At 70.3% G+C, this 2,505-nt stretch carries 3 protein-coding genes; all 3 read left to right on the top strand.

Annotation, left to right across the window (positions count from 1 at the left end):
• The coding region (gene bioB, locus AC1D01_RS29785) for a biotin synthase BioB (RefSeq protein ID WP_477872858.1) at positions 1-721 on the top strand (721 nt) is incomplete at its 5' end.
• Positions 718-1,551 carry a 3-methyl-2-oxobutanoate hydroxymethyltransferase gene (panB, locus tag AC1D01_RS29780; protein ID WP_477872856.1) on the top strand — a complete coding sequence of 278 codons (834 nt, stop codon included), beginning with the start codon at positions 718-720 and terminating at the stop codon, positions 1,549-1,551. The genes bioB and panB, both read left to right, overlap by 4 nt.
• A gap of 21 nt (positions 1,552-1,572) precedes the next feature.
• The gene (gene panC / locus AC1D01_RS29775; RefSeq protein ID WP_477872854.1) at positions 1,573-2,406 is read left to right on the top strand and encodes a pantoate--beta-alanine ligase; all 834 of its coding nucleotides are present in this window, start codon (positions 1,573-1,575) and stop codon (positions 2,404-2,406) included.
• The last annotated feature ends 99 nt before the right edge of the window (positions 2,407-2,505 follow it).

Raw genomic sequence — 2,505 nt, 5'->3', positions numbered from 1 at the left:
GCTGATGGACACCGAAGCCGTGCTCGATGCCGCGCGCCGCGCCCAGGAGGCCGGTGCCTCGCGCTTCTGCATGGGCGCCGCGTGGCGCGGCCCGAAGGACCGCGACATCGAGAAGGTGGCCGAGCTGGTCAGCGCGGTCAAATCCCTCGGGCTGGAGACCTGCGCGACGCTCGGCATGCTGGAAGACGGCCATGCCGAGGCGCTGCAGAGCGCCGGCCTCGACTACTACAACCACAACCTCGACACCGCGCCGGAGTTCTACGGCGACATCGTGCGCACCCGCCAGTACCAGGACCGGCTCGATACGCTGCAGCGCGTGCGCGGTGCCGGCGTCAAGGTGTGCGCCGGCGGCATCGTCGGCATGGGCGAGACGCGGGCGCAGCGGGCCGGCCTGATCGGCGCGCTGGCCAACCTCGATCCGTACCCGGAATCGGTGCCGATCAACAACCTGGTGCAGGTCGAAGGCACGCCGCTGCACGGCACGGTGCAGCTCGACCCGCTGGAGTTCGTGCGCACGATCGCGGTGGCGCGCATCACGATGCCGACCGCGCGCGTGCGCCTGTCGGCCGGGCGCCAGGCGCTGGGCGAGGCGGTGCAGGCGCTGTGCTTCACGGCCGGGGCCAATTCGATCTTCTACGGCGACAAGCTGCTGACCACCGGCAACCCGGACGTGCAGGCCGACCGCGCGCTGCTCGACAAGCTGGGGATGCGGCCGGCATGAGTTCGCATCCCGCCACCGAGACGGCGCCCGGCCGCAAGGCGGTGACGCTGCACCGGCTGCGCGAGATGCACGCGGCCCGCGAGCCGATCGCGATGCTGACCTGCTACGACACGAGCTTCGCGCGGCTGCTCGATGCGGCCGGCGTCGATTGCCTGCTGGTCGGCGATTCGCTCGGCATGGTGCTGCAGGGCCAGGCGAGCACGCTGCCGGTGACGCTGGACGAGATGGCATACCACACGCGTTGCGTCGCGCGCGGCAACCGCGGTGCCTGGCTGATCGGCGACCTGCCGTTCGGCAGCTACCAGCAGGGGCCGGCGCAGGCGCTCGCGAGCGCGACGGTGCTGATGCAGGCCGGGGCGCAGATGGTGAAGCTCGAAGGCGGCGGCTGGACGGCCGAGACGGTGCGCTTCCTGGTGGAGCGCGGCATCCCGGTGTGTGCGCACCTGGGGTTGACGCCGCAGTCGGTGCATGCGCTGGGCGGCTACCGCATCCAGGGCCGCGACGACGAAGCCGCGGCCACGCTGCTGCGCCATGCGCGCGAGCTGGCCGATGCGGGCGCCGCGATGCTGGTGCTGGAGCTGATGCCAGCGGCGGTGGCCAAGCAGATCACCGACGCGCTCGACATCCCGGTGATCGGCATCGGCGCCGGCGTGGCCTGTTCGGGCCAGGTGCTGGTGCTGCACGACATGCTGGGCATCACGCAGGGCAAGTTGCCGCGCTTCGTGCGCAACTTCGTGGAGGGCAGCGCCGGCATCGGCGAGGCCATCACGCGCTACGTGGCCGACGTGAAGGCCCGCCGCTTCCCCGACGACACGCTCCACGGTTACTGACGCTCCTGGGTTGATCCACCGATGAAGACAGTCCACACGATCGCCGACCTGCGCGCGGCACTCGGCACGCCCGGCGCCTGCGCCTTCGTGCCCACGATGGGCAACCTGCACGCGGGCCACCTGGCGCTGGTGCGGCAGGCCAAGCGGCACGGGCTGCCGGTGGTGGCGAGCATCTTCGTGAACCGGCTGCAGTTCGCGCCGCACGAAGATTTCGACCGCTACCCGCGCACGCTGGCCCGCGACAGCGAGCTGCTGCAGGGTGCCGGCTGCGACCTCGTGTTCGCGCCCGACGAGCGCGAGCTGTACCCGCAGCCGCAGAGCTTCAAGGTGGTGCCCGACGCGGCGCTGGCCGACATCCTCGAAGGGCATTTCCGGCCCGGCTTCTTCACCGGCGTGTGCACGGTGGTGATGAAGCTGTTCGCCTGCGTGCAACCGCGCGTCGCGGTGTTCGGCAAGAAGGACTACCAGCAACTGATGGTGATCCGGCAGATGACGCAGCAGTTCGCGTTGCCGATCGCGATCGAGGCGGGCGAGACGAGCCGGGCGGATGACGGGCTCGCGCTGTCGTCGCGCAACGGGTACCTGGGTGCGGCGGAGCGCGAGGAGGCGATCGCGCTGTCGCGCAGCCTGCGGGCGCTGGCGGATGCCGCACTGCAGGGTGCGAAGCCGATCGCGCAGCTGGAGGCCGATGCGATGGCAGCGCTGGCCGCGCGCGGCTGGCAGCCGGATTACCTGACGGTGCGGCGGCGAGCCGACCTGCTGCCACCGGGTGCAGGTGATGCGCCCGGGTCGCTCGTGGCCCTGGGAGCGGCTCGGCTGGGGCAGACGCGGTTGATCGACAACCTGGAGTTCTGAGGCAACTCAGTCACCCTCAAAGTATCGAATTCGATACTTGCTGCGTGCCAAGTATCGATTACGATACTTCCATGGGTGATTTCTCGGTCAATCTGGTGG

The sequence above is a fragment of the Rhizobacter sp. P3_B12 genome, from assembly GCF_056402895.1.
Note: the sequence above shows the minus strand (reverse complement) of the source record. Positions and strands in the feature narration are given on the sequence as shown.